The organism is Geomonas oryzisoli (genome assembly GCF_018986915.1).
Taxonomy (GTDB): Bacteria; Desulfobacterota; Desulfuromonadia; order Geobacterales; family Geobacteraceae; genus Geomonas; species Geomonas oryzisoli.
Genome location: NZ_CP076723.1, coordinates 1,863,986 through 1,881,005 on the forward strand (window position 1 = coordinate 1,863,986; position 17,020 = coordinate 1,881,005).

General features: G+C 63.0%; 12 protein-coding genes. 6 read left to right on the forward strand and 6 right to left on the reverse strand.

Features of this window, described 5'->3' with window-relative positions:
• The first annotated feature begins 39 nt into the window (after window positions 1-39).
• A complete protein-coding gene (locus tag KP004_RS08295; protein WP_216801865.1) occupies window positions 40-1,857 on the forward strand; it encodes a chitobiase/beta-hexosaminidase C-terminal domain-containing protein in 1,818 nt (605 codons plus the stop codon).
• Window positions 1,858-1,926: 69 nt separating this feature from the next.
• Window positions 1,927-2,451 (forward strand): hypothetical protein, encoded by a 525-nt coding sequence (locus KP004_RS08300; protein ID WP_216801866.1) that lies wholly within the window; start codon window positions 1,927-1,929, stop codon window positions 2,449-2,451.
• A gap of 79 nt (window positions 2,452-2,530) precedes the next feature.
• Here KP004_RS08300 and KP004_RS08305 read toward each other — a convergent pair whose 3' ends face one another.
• The 5 genes from KP004_RS08305 to KP004_RS08325 form a co-directional block, all read right to left on the reverse strand.
• Window positions 2,531-3,133 (reverse strand): short chain dehydrogenase, encoded by a 603-nt coding sequence (locus tag KP004_RS08305; RefSeq protein ID WP_216801867.1) that lies wholly within the window; start codon window positions 3,131-3,133, stop codon window positions 2,531-2,533.
• Between the two features lie 58 nt (window positions 3,134-3,191).
• Window positions 3,192-6,122 (reverse strand): BamA/TamA family outer membrane protein, encoded by a 2,931-nt coding sequence (locus KP004_RS08310; protein ID WP_216801868.1) that lies wholly within the window; start codon window positions 6,120-6,122, stop codon window positions 3,192-3,194.
• Window positions 6,123-6,170: 48 nt separating this feature from the next.
• Window positions 6,171-7,832 carry a mucoidy inhibitor MuiA family protein gene (locus KP004_RS08315; protein ID WP_216801869.1) on the reverse strand — a complete coding sequence of 554 codons (1,662 nt, stop codon included), beginning with the start codon at window positions 7,830-7,832 and terminating at the stop codon, window positions 6,171-6,173.
• 65 nt (window positions 7,833-7,897) lie between these two features.
• A complete protein-coding gene (locus KP004_RS08320; protein ID WP_216801870.1) occupies window positions 7,898-9,217 on the reverse strand; it encodes a putative sensor domain DACNV-containing protein in 1,320 nt (439 codons plus the stop codon).
• Between the two features lie 29 nt (window positions 9,218-9,246).
• A complete protein-coding gene (locus KP004_RS08325) occupies window positions 9,247-9,684 on the reverse strand; it encodes a VOC family protein (RefSeq protein ID WP_216801871.1) in 438 nt (145 codons plus the stop codon).
• 396 nt (window positions 9,685-10,080) lie between these two features.
• On the opposite strand from KP004_RS08325, the gene KP004_RS08330 reads away from it, so the two are divergent.
• The 4 genes from KP004_RS08330 (at window position 10,081) to KP004_RS08345 (ending at window position 13,926) form a co-directional block, all read left to right on the forward strand.
• Window positions 10,081-10,884 (forward strand): hypothetical protein, encoded by an 804-nt coding sequence (locus tag KP004_RS08330; RefSeq protein ID WP_216801872.1) that lies wholly within the window; start codon window positions 10,081-10,083, stop codon window positions 10,882-10,884.
• Window positions 10,885-10,932: 48 nt separating this feature from the next.
• Window positions 10,933-12,384 carry a DASS family sodium-coupled anion symporter gene (locus KP004_RS08335; protein ID WP_216802442.1) on the forward strand — a complete coding sequence of 484 codons (1,452 nt, stop codon included), beginning with the start codon at window positions 10,933-10,935 and terminating at the stop codon, window positions 12,382-12,384.
• 10 nt (window positions 12,385-12,394) lie between these two features.
• Window positions 12,395-12,856: an RrF2 family transcriptional regulator gene (locus KP004_RS08340; RefSeq protein ID WP_216801873.1), complete on the forward strand. Its 462-nt coding sequence runs from the start codon at window positions 12,395-12,397 to the stop codon at window positions 12,854-12,856.
• Window positions 12,857-12,996: 140 nt separating this feature from the next.
• Window positions 12,997-13,926, forward strand: coding sequence for a carbohydrate kinase family protein (locus KP004_RS08345; protein WP_216801874.1), 930 nt, complete (start codon window positions 12,997-12,999; stop codon window positions 13,924-13,926).
• Here the strand turns inward: KP004_RS08345 and KP004_RS08350 are convergent, their stop codons facing one another.
• Complete coding sequence (locus KP004_RS08350; protein WP_216801875.1) at window positions 13,927-17,016, reverse strand: response regulator; 3,090 nt, start codon at window positions 17,014-17,016, stop codon at window positions 13,927-13,929. It lies immediately after the preceding gene.
• Window positions 17,017-17,020 lie beyond the last annotated feature (4 nt).

The window sequence follows — 17,020 nt, forward strand, 5'->3', positions numbered from 1 at the left end:
TAAATCCCTCAGCGTCACTCAAAAGGAGGTAGAACGAAAATGAGAAAATTGATTGCTGCACTAACTTGCGTCGCATTGGTTCTGGCGATGGCTGTCCCGGTGGCTTTTGCCGCGAAGCCGGCTGACACGACGCCGCCTGTCACCACCGCTTCACCCTTGGGGGGGACCTACAGCGGTTCCGTCGCTGTCACGCTGACTCGCAACGAGGCCGGCACCACCTATTACACGACCAACGGCACAACGCCGACCACCGCTTCACCGATCTACAGCGCACCGCTGAACTTCACCGCGACCACGACATTGAAGTACTTCTCAAAAGACACCGCCGGAAACAGTGAGACGGTGAAGACCCAGGTCTACACGATCACCGCCGCTGGCACCACCCACTCGAGCCTGACCTGGACCGGCTATGCCATGTGCTCCTCCTGTCACTCCAGTCAGGCTCAGGCCATGTACCAGAGCGTGCACTACCAGTGGAAGGGGTCCGCAGCCGAGATGACCACCGGCCCGGCCACCCAAGGCAAGATGGATGCCGTTGACGGTTCCTCCGCGTTGAATGCCTACTGCATCAACATTCAGGGCAACTGGGGCCCCTGCGGCGCCTGCCACGCGGGTACCGGCGCCAAGCCGGTGGCGACCGGCAACCCGAGTGCCGCCCAGCTTGCCTCCATCGACTGCCTCATGTGCCACGCCGATGCCACCAACGCTCCCTACAGCCGCGTGCGTAACGCCACCACCGGCCTCTTCGAGCCGGCAGCCGGCCTCGACATGAACCTCGTTGTCCAGAAAGCCGGCAAGCCGACCCGCAAGAACTGCCTAGGGTGCCACGCCAAGGCGGGCGGCGGCGATGCGGTGAAGCGCGGCGACATCGCCCTCGCTTCCGGAACCACTTCCGATGTGCTGTACGACACCCACATGGCTATGGGCAACGGCGGGAACATCCAGTGCCAGGGCTGCCATACCTACACCAGCCACCGTGTTGCCGGTCGCGGTACCGATCTGCGCCCCGAGGACAGCACCGTGGAACTGTCCTGCGCCACCAGCCTGTGCCACTCCACCAAAACCAGCCTCACCACCGGCCACAGCACCTATGACACCAGCCACCATGTCGGTCGCGTGGCCTGCCAGGCCTGCCACCTCCCGAAATATGCCAAAAACGCCAACGACACCGCAAGCACCGAGGCCACCGAGACGCATCGCAACTGGCAGGTCGGCGAGTGGAACGCCACTTTGAACCGCTACGAGCCGATGCCGACCAAGGCCAACGACCTGCTGCCGAAGTATGCCTTCTGGAACGGCAACAGCTGGGGTAACAACGCTTTCGACGCCGCGGTTCTCGATGCCGCTACCGGCGCCTACAAGATTTCCCGTCCGGTCGGCGCCATCAACGACCCGGTCGGCACCAAGCTGTTCCCGTTCAAGTACAAGACTTCCAGCCAGGCGCTTGCCAACGGCAAGCTGGTTACCCTTTCCACCGCCACCTTCTTCGCTACCGGCAACTACGATCAGGCCGTGAAGGACGGTTTGGTCTACATGGGTCTGCCCAGCACCACTCCTTACACGACGGTAACCACCGACGAACTGCAGCTGCTGAACCACCAGATTCCGCCTGCGACCGGCAACGTGCTTGCCTGCGCCGATTGCCATGGCACGACCACCCGGGTCAACCTCCCGGCCCTCGGGTATGCTCTCAAGGCTGCCGAGTCCGTGGTCTGCGTACAGTGCCATGCCCAGAGAAGCAACAAGGGATGGTCCTCCATCCATAGCGGTCACGTTGGTTCCAGGATGATCGACTGCTCCATGTGCCACAACTTCTCCCGCGCCACCGAGCGCAACCTGAAAATAGGCATCATGTAATAACGTTTACACCGTTGTCCGGGGCGGCCGAAAAGGCCGCCCCTAGTTCATACGTTCTTGGGGGGATACATGCTCGTCAACGTCGTCCGTTTCCTTTTCAGCTTGTTGCTAACAAGCCTCGTACTTGCCCAGCCTCGCCCATCGCTGGCCATACAGAGCATCGCCAATGTCGTCGAGATTGCAGATGTGGGCAAGAGCCATGAGTTGGCCAGTACGTTGGAAACAATGGGTTACCGCTGTGTCGTCCCCGAAAAGAACATGTGGGTTGTGGATCAGCAGAGTAACTGCGCCGTCTGGATCGGGAAGAACGTGCCGCTTGAGATGTTGCGCACGGTGCTCCCCGAAGCGATGCGCTTCAACCCGCACCTGAAGTTCTTCTACGTGGTGGGAGACCGGGGGGAGAAGCCCCCGCAGGTGGTGGACAACACCGTCCATGTGGGAGGGAACATCGAGGCTGCCCTGGTGAAGAAGCTGAACATCATCGACCAGCAGGAGATGCTGGCGCAACTGGAGAAGGCCCACTCGCTCGAGGACCTGCACCGCTACCTGCACGACAGGAACAAACCCAAGCCCGAGCAGAAGCCCGCCTCCTGAGGCGGCACGCTCCCACCGACGAAAAACGGCCGCATCCCTTGCAGGAGCGGCCGCTTCGTTTCCCGATGAACCGTTACCGTTACGCGAAATCCCTGGCGTTGACGACCACGCCGCTGCGCGTTCCGTGAATGCTGGACCAGTAGGCCTGGGCCACCTGCTGGGCGGGCATGCCGCCGGAAGAATCCATCCCCAGTGCCTCCAGGGTTTCCTTGACCCAGGGGGGGCTCACCACGTTGATCCTGAGGCCGCGGGGCAATTCGAGTGCCGCGGCCCGCACGAAACCTTCCAACCCCGCGTTGATCATGCTGATCGAGGTGCTTCCCGGTATGGGCTGGTGGCTCAAGACGCCGCTGGTGAGGGTGAAGGAACCGTTGTCGTTGATGTAGTTCATCCCCACCCGGACCAGGTTCACCTGTCCCATCAGTTTTCCGGAGAGGCCGGTCTGGAAATCCTCGTCGGAGAGTTCCGCCAGGGGACCGAAATGTGCCACCCCGGCGGCGCAGGCCAGGGCGTCGAAGGATCCCACCTCCCGGAACATGTTCTCTATCGAATCCTTGCTGGACATATCGACCCGGTGATCGCCGCTTTTGGAGGCGACCTTGACCACTTCGTGCTCGGTCGCCAGAAGCTTCGCTACCGCCTTGCCGATGGTGCCCGTCGCTCCCACAACTATGATCCTCATAAGCCTGTCCTCCCGTATTGGCGCTGTGGCGTCCCCGGGCTCGACGGGCGAAGCCCCTCTAGAGGCCGAGGTACAGCGTGAAGTATATCTGATCTTCTCCGCCTTTGTTGAAGCCATGGGCGAAACCGAGCGCCGGGGTGACCTTGGCCCAGTACCCCAGCGTGACGTCGGCGCGCAGTTCCACCCCGGCGCCAACCCGGGTCTCGTCGGCGTGGAAGGATCTCCGGTCGTCCCAGACCTGGCCGGCATCGGCAAAGAGCGCACAGTGCAGTTTCTCTGCGAAGGCCGGGACGGTGCCGATACCGTGCAGCGGGTACATGATGGGCGCCCGGTACTCGACGGTGCCGGTGGCGACGTATTTGCCGGTCATCGAGCGCACGGGGTAGCCGCGCAGGGGGTACTTGTTGAGGTCGGACGGCGGACCGCCCAACTGGAAGGCCTGCTGGCCGAACTGCAGGTCGCCGTCGGCGAAGGCGCCGGCCAGGCGCAGGTAGACGACCTGGTGCCGGGGCGATCGGATCGGAAGGCGCAGGTACTCCTGGTAGGTGGCGCTGTACTCGGAGAGGTTGATGTCGCTGCCGAGGTCACGCGAGTAGTAACGGTAGAGAAGCGAGATGCGCCTTCCTTCTTCGGAGCTGACCGAGTAGGGGTACTTGAGCACGTTGTCGAAGTCGACGCCGGCGTAGAGGTTGTCCCGGCGCCCCTGGAACACGGGGACCCCGAACAGGGTGCCGTTGGGCTGGAGGGGGGTGAGCGCCTGCTGGTCCACGAGCTCGTAGCCGGCGAGCAGACGGTAGTGGGACTCCAGTTTGTTGATCGGGACGGAGGCCTCCACCGACACGCCGCGGTTCAGCTCCCAGTAATCGTTGCCGTTTTGGTAGAGGTCGGCGTACAGAAACGGCTCGGCGTGCGCCCGCAGGGTCAGGGTCGGGTAGAACGAGTCGTTGCTGTACAGGAGGGTGTAGTAGCCTCTCTTGCGCTCTGAGCTGTAGGCGGCGCTCAGGGCGTAGCTGTGGTAGCCGAGCACGTCGGCACCTGCGGTGAAGGCGCCCACGACGGTGCCGTCGGGGCCGTCGGCGTAGAGGCGGGGGAGCCAGAAGCGCGGGAGCAGGGTTTTCGCGGGCTGATAGGCAGCGGCGGTCGGGGCCGGGGCGGCCAATGCCGCCGCAGACGCGCCGGCAGGCTTAGACGCCGCTGCCGGAAGGGCGCGGCTAAGGGGAAGGGCGGGGCCCCGCTGCTCGCTCCACTGGGCCCGGTCGATCCGCATCTGCGCTATCTTGAAGCCGCGCGAGGTGTACTTGGCAAGGAGCAGACGACTCCCGTCCGGCGACGGTTCGGGCTGCAGCGCGCCGGAAAGCAGGTGGCTTACTTGATAGCTTTTCCGTTCGCGCAGGTCGTAGGCGAAGACGTTGAACACACCGGTCTCGTCGGAGATGTAGTAGACGACGGAGCCGTCGGGCGACCAGGCGGGGTAGGCGATGCTGTTGCCGGCGCTGAGGAGGGCGCGGTCGGTCCTGCCGGCGACGTCGTAGATCCGGAGAGTGCTGGTCCCGGCGTTGTCGGTGAGGACGTAGCAGATGGCGCGGCCGTCGGGGGAGAAACGCGGGGCGGAGACGCGCTCTTCGGAGAAGGCGGTGACCGCGGCCGGGACGAGTTTTCCCTGCGGAGCATCGGCCGCCATCACTGCCAGGTTCTGGCTACCGCGGCTGCTGGCCACCCCGGCGAAGAGCTTCCCGTCCGGCGAGAGCTGGACCTCGGCCAGGCGCTCCCCTTCGGTGAGCCGGACGCTGCTTTTCTGGTCCAGGTCGTAGACGTAGAGGTCCTGGTAGATGTTGAAGCCGCGGTTCACCTCGGCCTGGGTGAAGTAGATCTTCCTGCCGTCCGGCGACCAACTCAGGGTGCCGTCGGACAACTGGCGTCTGAAGCTCGCCACCTCCTGCCCGGAGGCGTCGGTGACGATCACGGTGGTGTGGTCGTGCGGGTCGCGCCGGGTGAAGGCGATGCGGCCGCCGTCCGGGGAGAAGCGCGGCGCCGCCAGGTTCTCGCCTTCGTCGTAGACGGTGGTCAGCGGGGTGAAAGACTGCCGGGACAGGGTGCCGATGCGCCGGGACTGCTCATCCTTGAGGGACGCGATCATGTCCTGGTAGACCTCGCGGTAGGTCTTTCCTTCGAAGTTGGTCTTTGCCGGCCTGCTGATGGTGTAGGGGACGCGCCCGGCGTGGCCCAGGGCGAGTTTCCCGGCGACGTCGGAGCCATAGGTGTCGGCGATGTAGCGCTGCAGCCGGTAGCCGTAGATGTAAGGGAGGTGCCCCGAGGGCCAGTCGGGTACGTCGCCGTTGATCTGGTCCACCGTGGGGAGGTTGTCCTCGGCGACGGCGGTCCGGAAGATCATGTCGTAGTAGCTCCCCTTGCCGCGCCCCTGGCCGGTGTATTTGGTCTCCGCCCAGGTCGCCATCCCTTCGTGCCACCAGCGCGGCAGGAAGGTGTTGGGAGGGGCGGTGGCCAGGAAAAGGACTACGGAGAGCGGGTCCATCCAGGGAAGGGGTTTGCCGAAGATGGCGCGGGTCACCTTGGAGTAGCCGCGCGCCGGGTCGGCGGAGACGATATGCGCGTACTCGTGGGTGAACAGCACCCTGAGCCAGTCGTCGTATTCGCCGAGCGTCGAGGAGAGGGTGGGGGGGACCACCTGGAGATAGATCGTGTTGTAAGGGATGGTGATGGCCAGGCCGTTGGTGAAGTCGCTGTCGTCGATCAGCACCACCTGGGTCTTCTCGGCCGGCTGCCACTGGAACTCACGGGTCAGCTTCGCGTGGATGTCTTCCGCCATCCCGGCGGCCTTGCGCGCCACCTCTTCCAGCCCCTGGTGGTAGTGGATGGCGAAGTGTTCGGTTTCAACGGTGGCGTACCGGAACGAGGTGTCGATTTTTGCGGCATGGGCAACGGAAACGAGGCATAACAGCGCAACGACAACTAGGCATAACGATTTCATGCAATTCCTTTGCAAAAACGGTTGAAGTTATGGCAACGGGTAGGGGCGCTATTCAAGCCCGACCAGATCCCTCCCCTTGGGATATTCGATCACCAGGTCGTAGGAGACCTTCTTCTTCTCAGCCGGGGCAAGTTCGACCTTCCACAGCAGCGTGCCGTCTTCCTTGATCTCGGACGGGGTGGGCGAGGCGTCTTCGATGCCGACCTTGATCTCGGCGTTGCCGGGGAGCGGCTGCTGGTCCTTGAGCGAGACGGTGACGGCGCGCTGCCTGTAGTTCGCGAGTTCCATGGTCACGTGATAGGTGACGCTGCTGCCGCCCAGAAGCCCCCCTTTCTTCTTTACCCGCGCCGCATCGCGCTTCACCTTCACCTGATCGTCGCTGCCGAAGTAAAGGTCGAACTCTTCGCCGGAAGCGACCGTCTTCAGGCGGCTTTTGCCGACGAAGGTCGCGTCGTTGAAGATGCTGGCCTCTCCGGCGAGCAGCGGGAAGGGGGTCCGGTTGGTCACCGTCGACTTCAGGTAGACCCTCGGGGAGAGTTTGGGGACGGCGACGTATTCCGCCACGACGGGAACCGTCTCCGCGGCGATCACGCTTGCCGAGCGGGTGCCGTCGGCGGGAACGTCCAACGGCTGCGCCACCTGGAACTGGACCGAGGTTTGACCCTGGGCCACTTCCGACGGGATGAAGCCTGCGGGTTCCAAGCGGTCCTCGGCGGGGGCGCCCCCAAAGGTACTCTCTTGCATGGGCGCAGGGACCGGTGCCGCCGCCCCCATTACCGTTTTGCGGCTCAGGTATGGCATGGGGCGCGGAGGCTCGTAAAACGAGACGCGCCAGGGGGTGAGCTCGGGTGCGCCGCCGCCGGAAGCCGGGTTGGCGGTGGAGAGGGTGAGCCTCACCTGCGGCCAGTTCTCGCCGGTCTTCTGCCAGACCTGGGCCCGGTAGGTGAGCTGGGCATCCTTGCCGTCCGGCGCGAGTCTGACGTCGTAGGCGGGCATCCAGCTTGCCTGGGCGACCAGGTAGCTGAGGTCGAGGTCGAACTTCATGTCGCGCTCCGCCTCGATCGCCACCTGGACCGAGCGCACCTCTTTCATGGGCTCGGAGCGGTACTGATCCAGTTCCTTCTTCAGCGCGGCGATCTGCTCCAGGAGCGGCTTCTTGGCGGCCTCGGCGTCGTAGAGTTCTTCCTCTATCTTGCCGGTGTTGTCGCCCACGAAGCGCACCGCCTCGGAGAGTTCGGTGGCGGTAGGTTTGCCGAGGCTCAGTTCCTTGGAGATCCGATCGCCCCAGCCGACGCGGATGGAGTCGACGAAGGCACGTTGGGCGGCCAAGGCCTTGCGTCGGGCCTCGATCGCTTCCACCTTCCGGTTGAGCCGGGCAATCTCGTCCTCGAGCTCGCGCACCCGCTGATCTTTGCTGCGGTCGAGGAAGACGTTCTTCACCGTGAGCCCGGCGATGCGGGCGCGCCCGGTTCCCTTTCCCTCGGCTCTGAGCGATTCCTCGGCCATGAGCTGAGGCAGATTCTCCAGCGTGACCAGGTTGGTTCCTGCCTTGAGCGCGACACTTGCCTGGCGCGTCACCTGGGCGGTGTCGGAAAAGACGGTCACCGCAGTGATCCGGGAGGGCGCAGTGCCGGTGGTGCTCTCCGCCGCGAGGGCAAACGACGAGCTAAGGAGCAGCAACAGTGAGAGGGGGAGCATCCTCATTTTCATAGGAACCTCGGGTGTTTGGGTTTGAAGTCCCCCTTTGCGAAGGGGGATTTAGGGGGATTTCCGCGTCATTTTTTCCTGGATGCGTAACTGTAGTACTTCAGCTTGATGTTCTCCCACATGACCAGGCGCTCTCCCAGCATGGTCATCACCCGCACCTCGCCGTCCTGGGAAATCACGAAGCCGAGACTCCCCGGGTTCTGGCAGCAATAGCGCATCATGGACCGGTGCCGGGTTCCGAAATGGTTGTAGCTGACCGGGCGCAGCTTCGCTTCGCTCCCCATGCGGTCGGTGGCGATGAAGACCCGGTCCGGCTCCTGCCAGTTCTTGATCTCCACCCCGTAGCCGCGCACCACCAGGTTGGGGTCCATGACCACCAGCCCGTCCACCCGCGTCAACAGGGCGATGAACCAGATGACCCCGTCGATCTCGTTCTTGTTGGCCCGCAGTTCCTTCTCCAGGCGCCGCAGCTGCTGGAACTGGTCGGCGGAGAGTTCCTTGGGCCTCGATTCGCCGTGCCCGAGCAGGTGCCGTTCCAGGTAGTCCGACTTGATCTTGGTGACCGCGTTTGACTGCAGCGAGGTCGGGAGCCGGTCGTAGTTGATGCCGTACTTCACGTTCAGGTCGTCCGGGGTGATCTGCGGCGTGATCAGTATGGCGCCGCCGTTCTTGATCTTCTGGATCCTGAGCAGGATCCGGCACAAAACGGAGATCCACTGCTGGGCATGGAGCTCGTCTCCGGCCCCGGGCGCCTGGTAGATGTCGTCGGGTATGTGACTGCGCACCCCGTCGAGGAAACGGTCGATGCCGGGCGCCAGCAGGTCGCGCACCGGTCCCTCGCGGAACAGGTCGAGCGAGTGGCGGATCACCTCGTTCACCCTCAGTTCCGCCACCTTCTCGTAGCGCATGTACACGACGATGATGCCGATCCCCTCGACGCTGGCCTGGAACACGCCGGGGCGCTCGACCTCGACCTCGGCGCTGCGGTTCAGGAACTTGTGGAACCGGTTTTGCTGGTCCACCAGCCCCCAGATGTAGAGCTGGTCCAGTTGGTCGGGCCAGATCACGAACGAGGAGGTGCGCAGATCGGTGGACTTGGCGATCTTGACCACGTTGGAGACGGTGAAGGGGATCGGGTCGGCGAAGGGAATGTAGCTCCAGCGGTCCCGCGCCGGGTTGCGCGGGGGCTTCGGGTCGGGCTGGCTCGGATCGAGAAAGACCATGTGGAACAGCACCGGCTCCGATTCCTCGGTGCGGAGGCTGGAGTAGTACATGGTCTCCATGAGCTCGGTGATGACCTGGTCGTCCGGCACGGCGGCCTTGCGCTTGCGCAGCTCGGTGCAGACGAATTCGGCCAGGTGGCGCGGGGTCTTGTTCTTGATCGGCATGGCCGGCGGCAGCCCTCGTGGTTGGTTTATTACTGCTTCGGGTACTGGGCGAGCTCCAGCAGGATCCCTTCCGGCCCGTGGAAGTAGATCAGTTTCTTCCCGGTTTTGCGCCAGACCTGCACCTCGCCGATGAACTGCACGCCGTGGCCGCGCAGCCGCGCCACTTCGGCCTCTATGTCGGTGACCGCGAAGGCGAGGTGGCGCAGGCCGATGCGGTTGGCGATGCCGATGCCCGGGTCGGGGTCCCCGCCGGCGTCGAACTGCAGCAGTTCGATGGATAGGTCCGAGCCGGGGTGGTGCAGGGCGGTGAAACGTCCACCGGCGCAGCGCACGCCGGTCAGCGTCTCGAGAAAGTCGGTGTCGAGGCTGGAACTGATGCCGGGGGTGAAGCCCAAGAGGGTGAAAAAGGCCACAGCCTGCTCCAGGTCGCGTACCACGATGTTGAGATGATCGATGCGAGCAATCATGAGAACCTTGTCGACTGCCGCGGGACCGGCAGCGGAAATGGAATGTTAATGAGGATAGCAACCTTTCGGCGTTGCGCAACGGCGAGACTGACGCTTTCCCGCGTGTTGCGGCTCACTTAGAGCTCACTTTCTATAGCGCGTCCGTGACGCCAAGTCAATGAGAATGGATTCAGCTCTTCAGCGCCCGCCCAATCACACCGATGGGGAGTGGTACAGCAGTGCGCCGCGCGTTGCTGTGGATGCGTAAGTAGCCGTCTTTATAGCGGCTTTAAATACTCTAGTATGCTGATGGGTAATAGGATGATTTTTGTTGACTGTTTTGGTTTATTTACGTATGGTGGCTAAAATCGCACAGCGCCGTGATGTATTTATGATTGCCGGAGGGGCTGCATACCCATGAGGATAGACCAGAAGAGAATGCGGGAGCTTGTCGCTCGGACCTCCCCATATTCCCCCGACGAGCTGCGGCGGGAAGAAAACGTCTTCTACGTGGGGGGGAATCTCCCGGAACGGCAGACCATAGAGACGCTGTACGACAGTCACTACCAGAGTAACGCGGCGCTGTTTCACCTCACCTTCGGGGAGGAGGAGCGTTTTGCCGATGCGGAAAACCTCGCTCGGTTGATCAAGAAAAACTTCAACGCTTACCTCGTGGGGAGGGTGGATTACTGCGCCTCCCGGAACATGGTGGAGCGCGCCTATGCCGCCGGCGTCGACATCCTCGACATCCCGCTGCACACCTACGACCAGGTCCGCTCGACACAACGCGGCTCGTCGCTGGAGGAGCGCCTGCGCTCCCTCGACTACGCCCGCGCGGTCTTTCCGCGCTGGTCGGTGCTCTCCTCCCTGGGCGTCGGGTGCGAACCGGCCGGGAGTATCGTTGCCGGCATCGACGCCCTGCTGGAACGGGACATCGTACCGCTGGTGCAGCTTTCCGAGGAAGCGGCGGCAGTCCCGGCCGAGCAGCTGACCAAGGTGTTCCAACACCTGCAGCGGGGCTGGCAGCAGAAGAAGGTGCTGCTCAAGCCGCTCCTGCCGCTGGTCTACCTGATCTCCCCCTTCACCCCGGCCTCACCCAAAGGGATCCTGCGCGGCTTCATCGACAGCATCGAGGACCGCAGGCTATTGGCAGGTTCCGATCTGAGACGCTTGCTGCGCGTAAAAGAAGTGGCAGAATCTTACGAATCTTCCGGTCTCTAATTAGGAGTGACGTTTTTGAAGTCCAACAAAGAGGGCGCGCGGCAGCAGATGGAACATAAGGAACTCCTGGACAAACCGCTCAAGATCGACAACCGTCCGTTGTGGCTCATCGTGCTCGACCGCACCGTCCGGTACCAGGTGATGGCAGCCGTCGCGCTGGTCATCGCGTTCCTGATCCGCCTCACTCCCCCGGAAGGGCTTACCGTCGAAGGGTACCGTTCGCTGGTGCTCTTCGGCGCCACCGTGTTCTTCTGGATCTCCGGTCTCCTCCCCATCGCGGTCACCGCGCTGCTCTCCATGGTGATGCTGCCGCTACTGGGCATCATGGACGCCAAGAAGACCTACTCCATGTTCGGCAACGAGTCCGTGTTCTTCATCCTGGGCGCCTTCATCCTGGCTGCCGCCCTTACCGGTACCGGCATCTCCGCCCGTCTCGCCCGCGCCATGCTGGCGCGCTTCGGCAGGACACCCGCGAGGCTCGCCCTGACCGTCTTCCTGTTGTCCGCCTTTCTCTCCTTCATCATGAGTGAGCACGCCGTCGCGGCCATGCTTTTCCCGGTGGTTACCGAACTGGCGACGGCCCTGCAACTGGAGAAAGGGAAGAGCAGCTTCGGGCGCCTGCTGTTCATGTCCATGGCCTGGGGGTGCATCATCGGCGGCATCGCCACCTTCCTCGGCGGTGCCCGTGCGCCGCTTGCCGCGGGGCTGCTCAAGGAGGCGACCGGGCTTCATTTCTCCTTCATCGAGTGGTCCACCGCGGCCTGCATGATCGTGTTGCCGCTGCTCGTGCTGGGCTTTGCCATCCTGCTCAAGTTCTTTCCGCCGGACCTGGACGATGTTGAAGTAGGGCTCAAATTTCTCAACGGCAAACGCCTGGAAATGGGGAAGATCAGCTATGACGAGGTCCTTACCACCCTGGTCATGATCGTCACCGTCGCCTGCTGGATGTTCCTGGGTGAGAAGACCGGCCTGGCCGCCATCGCCATCCTTGGGGCAGCCGCCCTGTTCACCTTCAAGGTGATCTCCTGGCAGATGATCGAGGAATACGTCAACTGGGGCATCATCCTGATGTACGGCGGCACCATCGCGCTTGCCACGGCGCTGGAGAAAACCGGCGCGGCGGTGTGGGTGGTGAAGAAAGGGATGGGCGATCAGGCGCACGCGCCGCTGGCGGTGATCGCGGTGATCTCGCTGGTGGCCATCCTGGTCACCGAGTGCATCAGCCACGCCGCGGTGGTTGCGATCCTGATGCCGGTCGGGATGGGTTTGTGCCAGACCACGGGCATGGACCCCAAGGTGATGACGCTCTCCATCGCGCTCCCGGCGGGCCTGGCCTACTGCCTTCCCATGGGTACCCCGGCCACCGCCATCGCCTACGCCTCCGGTTACCTCAAAAGCCGCGACATCATCGTGGCCGGTGCCGTGGTTATGGCGATCTCCTGGCTGCTGTTCATGGGCAGCGTCGTGTTCATCTGGCCCGTCCTCGGGCTGAAGATATAAAGAGGAAAGCATGATATCGAAGAAGACCAAGTACGGCCTGAAGGCCTTGATTTACCTGGCGCAAAAGTACGACCAGGGGCCGATCCTCATCGCGGACCTGGCCCGGGACGAGAGGATCCCCAAGAAGTTCCTGGAGAACATCCTGCTCAACCTGAAAAACAGCGGCATCCTGCAGAGCCGCAAGGGAAGGGGCGGGGGGTACTACCTGGGGAGGCCGCCGCACAAGGTCACCTTCGGGCAGGCGATCAGGATCATGGAAGGGCCGCTGGCACCGGTTCCCTGCGTGAGCGAGATGGCCTACGCCAAGTGCACTGAGTGCGGCAACGAGGCGACCTGCGGCATCAGGCTGGTCATGAAGGACGTGCGCGACGAGATGGCGCGCATCCTGGACGGCACCACTCTCGCGGACGTCCTGAAGAAGATGGACGAAGCGGAGGCGCGCCAGGAGGACGTGCTGGATTTCTGCATCTGAGAGTGTGCGGCAGAAGGGACTGGCTCCGTCAGGTGCCTGTCCCTCTAGCGGAACGCTCCTTTCTGCTCAACCTTGTTTCACAAGCACAAGGGGACAGGCACCTGGCGGAGCCAGTCCCCTGACCTGCGAAAGGCGGCGCTATGAAATACGACGTGGTGGGGCTCGGCGTCTGCACGATGGATCTGCTCATGGTGGTGGATGAACTGCCGGGAAGCGAACTGGTGCAGCGGGCACATGCCTCGGCCCTGGCTGGCGGTGGCCCGGTGGCCACGGCGCTGGTCGCCCTGGCGCGCCTGGGTGCCCGCACGGCCATGCTGGACCGTGTCGGCGGCGATTTGATCGGCCGCATGATTCTGGCGGAACTGGAAGCGGAAGGGGTTGATACGTCGGCCATGGTGGTCGATGCCGCCAGCACCTCGTCACAGGCGACCATCCTGGTCAGAAAGCGCGACGGCGCCCGCGCCATCACCTTCGCGCCCGGGACCTCCGGCGAACTTTCTCCCGACCTGCTGGACGAAACGGTGATCGCCTCCGCGCAGATCCTGCACCTGAACGGTCGGCACTGGCAGGCCTGCCTGAAGGCAGCCCAGGTGGCACGGCAAGCCGGTGTCCTGGTTTCTTTCGACGGCGGCTCACACCGGTTCCGGCCGGAGCACTTGGAACTCTTGCCGCTGGTGGACATCTGCATCGTCGCCGAGGAGTACGCGGCGAGCTGCACCGGCGCGTCGTCACCGGAATTGGGGGCGCAGGCGCTCCTGCAGTACGGCGCCCGGGTGGTCGGGGTTACCAGCGGAACGCGCGGGAGTCTGCTGCTGACCCGGGACGGCGCATCTTTCCAGCAACCGTCCTACCCCGTGGAGCCGGTTATCGACACCACCGGCGCGGGGGACGCCTACCACGGCGGCTTTCTCTTCGGCCTCGCGCGGGGGCTTTCACTGGAAGACTCTGCCCGCTACGCCGCGGCGCTGGGCGCCTTGAACACGAGAGCGTTGGGCGGCCGTGCCGCCTTGCCACCCCCATCCGAAGTGCAAGCCTTGCTCTCTGGCGCCCCTCTCACGACCACCCCCTGATCACTCCACGCCCCCACCTGGTCCCCGTCTTGTCTCACCACTTCCGTCTTCCGGGACGGTCGCGCCTTTAGGCGCAGTTCCGTCATGGCATGAGGCCGGTGCCAGCACCTGCAGCATCAGCTCGTACTGGTAGTGCGATGCCATTTCCCTGAGGATGGCAGCAGTCTTCATGTCACGAGCCTCGATCTCGTCAATGTGCTCCAGCATGGCGTCCAAGTCACCGGCGGTAACGGCACTGCGCAAGGCCTCGATCAGCTCCGGCGGCAGGGCCGCGATGGCGCCGGGGTCCATGTCGTCGATCGCCGGCCCGGGAGAGGTGATCCCGCCAGGGCTTTCGTCGTAGAGATAATTGATCCCCAGTGCAGAGCCAATGATACGGAACAGTTCGGCCTCCCGGAACGGCTTGCTGAGGAACCCGTCCATTCCCGATGCCATCACCTTTTCCCGCTCGTCTTCCAAGGCGCTTGCCGTAACCGCGATGATCGGGGTCACCTTTCCTTCCGGCAGCGCCCTGATGCGGGCGGTGGCCTGGTAACCATCGAGAACCGGCATCCACATGTCCATCAGCACCAGATCAGGGGGCGAGGCTGCGAAGGCCGCCACGGCCTCCTCGCCGTTGCAGGCCTCGCTGGTCTCGAATCCAACCTCCCCGAGCATGTCCGCCAGCATATCCCGGTTCTCCTTGCGATCGTCCACGATGAGGATCCGGTTGCGTCCCACTCCGTTTTGCAGCCCGATGACCCCGCGGTCGGGCTGCCGGGCTAGCGCCGCCTCGCTTCCCGGCTTCAGGGCTACCTCGAAAACGAAACGGCTCCCCTTGTTGACCTCGCTCTCGACGGTGATGGTTCCCCCCATCATGAGCACATGCTGGTTGGAGATGGCCAGCCCAAGCCCCGTGCCGCCTCCGGAGCGGATGCCGCTGCTGGTCTGTTGGAAGAACTGGAACAATTTTTCTATTTCCTCGGCGGCAATACCGACGCCGGTGTCGCTTACCACGGAGTGAAGCCGCAGCAGTCCATCCTCGTCCTGGCTGGCATGGACCTCCAGGGAGACGGAGCCGTGCCGCGTGAATTTCACAGCGTTGCCAAGCAGGTTGACGTAAACCTGCCGCAGTTTCCCCTCGTCGCCATTTACGTAGCGCGGCACCTCTGCACCGATGCTGACGGTCAACTTAAGCATTTTTGACTGCGTCTTCATCCTGAACATGAGCTCCAGGTCCCCGAGCAGCGCTCTCAGGTCGAAGTCCGCCTCCTTGAGCACCACGCGCCCGACTTCGATCTTGGAGATCTCCAGGATGTCGTTGATGAGTTCCAGGAGGTATTCACCGCTGCGGTTTATGGTCTCGATCTTCTCCCGCTGCTGCTGCGAAAGCGACCGGTCGTGCCCGAGGATCTGGGAAAACCCGAGTATGGCGTTGAGGGGAGTGCGGATTTCGTGGGACATGTTGGCGAGGAAAAGACTTTTCGCCCTGTTGGCCGTTTCCGCCAGGTGCTTGGCGAAGCGCAGTTCGTCCGCCAGCTTCTTGTCCGTTATGTCGGTAATGATCTCGATGGCACCGATGACTTTTTCTTTGGTGTCAAAAAAAGGATGTGCCCATCCCAACATGTAGCGTGGCTGTCCGTTCAGGTTGATATAAATCTCATCGCTAAGGAGATACCCCTCCTGGGCGCTGCTTTGGTATCTCTCGCTGAGCACCTTGCCCTTTTGCCCATCGGGGAGCAGGGCGATGTCTATGAGCAGCGGGCGCCGTTCCTCATAGAAGGGGAGGGCATACTCGTAGTTTCCTTTGCCCAGCATCTGCGATGCCTGCACTCCCGTCATCTTCTCGATGGCGCGGTTCCAGGCGACCACCCGCCCGTTGGTGTCGATGGCGAAGGTTGCCAGGGGGAGAAAATCGATGATGTCGGCAAGCTGTTTCTCCGTCTTCTTCAGCTCGGTTTCCGCCCTCTTTGCTTTGCGGATGCTCACCAGCAACAGCACAATCGTCACCATGAGGGCGATGATGAACAAGCCGGTGAAAATGAACTCCTTTTTGTGCTCCGTGTAAAACGAGTAGGGACGGTTGATCACGACGCTGCCGCGGGGGAGCCGCGCCAGTGGAATGTTGAAGCGCCTGAGCTGCCGGTAATCGAACAGGTAGCGGTTGGGGCTCTCCATCAGCACCGGGATGGTGGCGGGGAGTTCTCCGGCCAGGATGCGACGTGCCATGGCTCCGGCGGCCTCGCCTTGCGCTTTTCCGCTGGTCAGCTTCCCGCCCACGATGCCGTAGCCCAGGTTGAAGTCCCACAGCCCGTACACCGGCACCTTGCTTCGCTGCGACAAAAGCGCGGTGCTTTCGGAATACTCGAAAAAGGTTCCTTCGCTGTCCTTTTGGAACAGGGTAAGAAGGACCAGTGAGTCGTCAGAGAGCGCGGCCACCGTGGCCAACAGTGTCGGCATGCTGAGGCCGTCCAGCAGGTGCAGCTCGACCCTTTCCCTGTAGAGCGGCTCCAACTGCAGGAACCTGTCGCCGACGGTCCTGCCGGTGGTGGTCCGGTCGGTGACAACGTAGATATGCTTTACGTTCGGGTGCAGGGAGAGCATCAAGTCGATGTTGGCGGGAATGTCGGCGTCCTCGTTCACCCCTGTGAACTGGGGCGTCCCCTGCAATCGTTTCAGGTCCAGCCAGTTGACGCCGCAAAATACCACAGGCACCTGTCCGAAGATCTCGTCGCGGTGATTTCGCAGCAAGTCAAAGGCGTCGTCGTCGGTCGCCACGATGGCATCGAAGCGGATGGACGAGAATTTTTCGCGGTATGTCTTGCACAGCAGTTCCAGGTACTGTGGCCGATTGGACCACTTGGAGCCCATGTAGTCGATGTAGATGCCAAGGTCGCGTTGCTTACCGCCCAAAGCCTCAACGACCCCTTGCGTCTCGTCGTCGGTCCACTTGAAGCCGTGATGGTAGGAGTTGAGGATCAGGAGGTTCTTTTTGTGGCTGGCACTGGCGGAGACGGGGCAAAACAGGCCAAGCGCCGAGAACCAGACGAGTAGTGCCAGGCAGCGCCGGAGCCAAGAAAAGGATGCTGTTCCCTTTGTCCCTTCGGGCATGGCT

Excerpts from the sequence above, each read along its gene's own strand:
- KP004_RS08310 (WP_216801868.1), bottom strand. The coding sequence starts at position 6,122 with ATGAAATCGTTATGCCTAGTTGTCGTTGCGCTGTTATGCCTCGTTTCC.
- KP004_RS08350 (WP_216801875.1), bottom strand. The coding sequence starts at position 17,016 with ATGCCCGAAGGGACAAAGGGAACAGCATCCTTTTCTTGGCTCCGGCGC.
- KP004_RS08320 (WP_216801870.1), bottom strand. The coding sequence starts at position 9,217 with ATGCCGATCAAGAACAAGACCCCGCGCCACCTGGCCGAATTCGTCTGC.
- KP004_RS08340 (WP_216801873.1), top strand. The coding sequence starts at position 12,395 with ATGATATCGAAGAAGACCAAGTACGGCCTGAAGGCCTTGATTTACCTG.
- KP004_RS08305 (WP_216801867.1), bottom strand. The coding sequence starts at position 3,133 with ATGAGGATCATAGTTGTGGGAGCGACGGGCACCATCGGCAAGGCGGTA.
- KP004_RS08300 (WP_216801866.1), top strand. The coding sequence starts at position 1,927 with ATGCTCGTCAACGTCGTCCGTTTCCTTTTCAGCTTGTTGCTAACAAGC.
- KP004_RS08325 (WP_216801871.1), bottom strand. The coding sequence starts at position 9,684 with ATGATTGCTCGCATCGATCATCTCAACATCGTGGTACGCGACCTGGAG.
- KP004_RS08330 (WP_216801872.1), top strand. The coding sequence starts at position 10,081 with ATGAGGATAGACCAGAAGAGAATGCGGGAGCTTGTCGCTCGGACCTCC.
- KP004_RS08315 (WP_216801869.1), bottom strand. The coding sequence starts at position 7,832 with ATGAAAATGAGGATGCTCCCCCTCTCACTGTTGCTGCTCCTTAGCTCG.
- KP004_RS08345 (WP_216801874.1), top strand. The coding sequence starts at position 12,997 with ATGAAATACGACGTGGTGGGGCTCGGCGTCTGCACGATGGATCTGCTC.
- KP004_RS08295 (WP_216801865.1), top strand. The coding sequence starts at position 40 with ATGAGAAAATTGATTGCTGCACTAACTTGCGTCGCATTGGTTCTGGCG.
- KP004_RS08335 (WP_216802442.1), top strand. The coding sequence starts at position 10,933 with ATGGAACATAAGGAACTCCTGGACAAACCGCTCAAGATCGACAACCGT.